Annotated in this window: 2 protein-coding genes; both read left to right on the forward strand. The window is 36.0% G+C overall.

Annotated elements, in window-relative coordinates; all coding sequences use genetic code 11:
* Positions 1–1,138 (forward strand): sensor histidine kinase (locus tag AC220I_RS21795; RefSeq protein WP_486725977.1); only part of this gene is annotated, 1,138 nt, incomplete at its 5' end.
* 227 nt (positions 1,139–1,365) lie between these two features.
* The coding region (locus tag AC220I_RS21800; protein WP_486725978.1) for a transglycosylase SLT domain-containing protein at positions 1,366–2,018 on the forward strand (653 nt) is incomplete at its 3' end.

Raw genomic sequence — 2,018 nt, forward strand, 5'->3', positions numbered from 1 at the left:
CTTTACACCCCAAAATGGCATTAACAAGGAAGAAAGCTTTATCTATACTGAAAAAAACTCTGGAAAGAAGCAAATCGTAAAGGTTTTTCCATCTAATCGTAAAGGGCTTAAAAGCATCTTTATCATGACACAGCAACAACCCATTATTGAGGCCACACAAGCGCTTTCAGACTTCTATCCCGTTCTAATTACAGGCTCTCTGCTCATTGGGACCATATTTTTGTTTATATTCTCCAAAATGATTTCCAGTCCCCTGGTTGAACTTGAACAAAAAGCGCAAAAAATGGCGGATTTTGATTTTAATGAATATATAGAGATCAAACACAATGATGAAATCGGTGGTCTTTCTAGAAGTTTAAATCAGCTTTCTTATAATTTAGAAAAGACCATTAAGGAATTAAATGATGCTAACAACAAATTATTAGAAGATATTGAGAAAGACAGGAAGCTTGAAAACATGAGAAAAGAGTTTATTCGGAATATTTCTCATGAGCTTAAGACCCCACTTGGTGTTATAAGGGCGTTTACTGAAGGCCTCCAGGATGGTATCGTCGAAAATGATGTGGATTACTTTTCAGATGTTATTTTAGAGGAGGTCACCACGCTTGAAGCCTTGGTAAAGGATATGCTTGAACTGTCAAAGCTTCAAACTGGGGCTTATAGGCTCGAACTGGAAACCTTTAAAATCAATGTTTTGATTGAAAATGTTATCCTTAAACAGACCCATTTTGCAGCAGAAAAGGGCATGAAGTTTGAATTTGATCAATGTGAATATGATCAAGTTTTTGGAGATTACCGAAAAATGGAGCGCGTTTTTGCTAACTTTGTTTCAAATGCCGTGAGATATGGTGATCCCAATACTGTGATAAGCCTTCAAACACGTGTTATAGAGCGTAGAATAGAGTTCTCTATACACAATGAATGTAAACCACTTTCCGAGGACCAATTAAACAGAGTATGGGATAAGTTCTATAAAGTAGATGAATCTAGGTCCAAAATCCTAGGTGGAAGTGGTTTGGGATTGGCTATTGTAAAAGAGATTTTAGAGCAGCATCAGGCAATCTTTGGTGTTGAAAACACTGCGAAAGGCGTCCGCTTCCACTTCGAAATGGATAAATATGGCAACACGATTGTATAAAAACTACAAGACAAAAAAGAACAATTTTGAATAATTTGATAAAAGACTAGTGATATCAATTGATGCACACGTGTCAAAAAAAGGAAAAAGGGCAACTTGTTTAGTGGTTAACAACATAAGTTACATTTTCTTAATTGACAGACTCAAAGAGTGTGTTATAATTTGAAAAGTCGAAAGTAAACATAGCGCATAGCTATGTTTTCATTTTTTTAAGAAAGGTTGATATCATGAAAGCAAATCAAAAGATTTTTTATGGTGCTTTTGTAACGCTACTATTCATTGTGATCATGTTGGCATTCCAGCAGATCAAAGCAGCACAAAAAATCGAAGCTTATGAGAACGAGCAAGCATTATTAACATCGCAATTAACGGAACAAGAAAATAAAATTGAAATTTTATCAGAATCACTTGAAAAAGCTCAAGACACCTTATCTGAGCAATCTGGCATGGTTAAAGAATTTAAGCGTTTATCGCAATTCATCGATTTTGATGAGTTCGATTCCTCGCAGCTTGAAAGAAGCCAAAAAATATCTGAGGAAACACCACTTGATTCTGAAAGTGCACTTGCCCTTGTCAAGTATGCAGACCAGTATGATGTACCAGTTTCTTTAGTCCTATCCATCATGGAAATTGAAAGTAACTTTAACAAGGATCTCGTTGGCACACATCAAGACAGAGGCCTTATGCAGATCATACCTGATACTGAAGAATGGCTTGCAACTGAGTACGGTGATGAGCTTGGCTTGGAATATGATCCAAGCAGAATTTTTGATGCGGATTACAACATTGCACTAGGGGTAAAATACCTTGATATTTTAATGAGTGCACATGGCTCAAACTTTGAAAGAATTTTATCTGAATATAACAGAGGACCATATAA

This window comes from Fusibacter sp. (assembly GCF_057447755.1).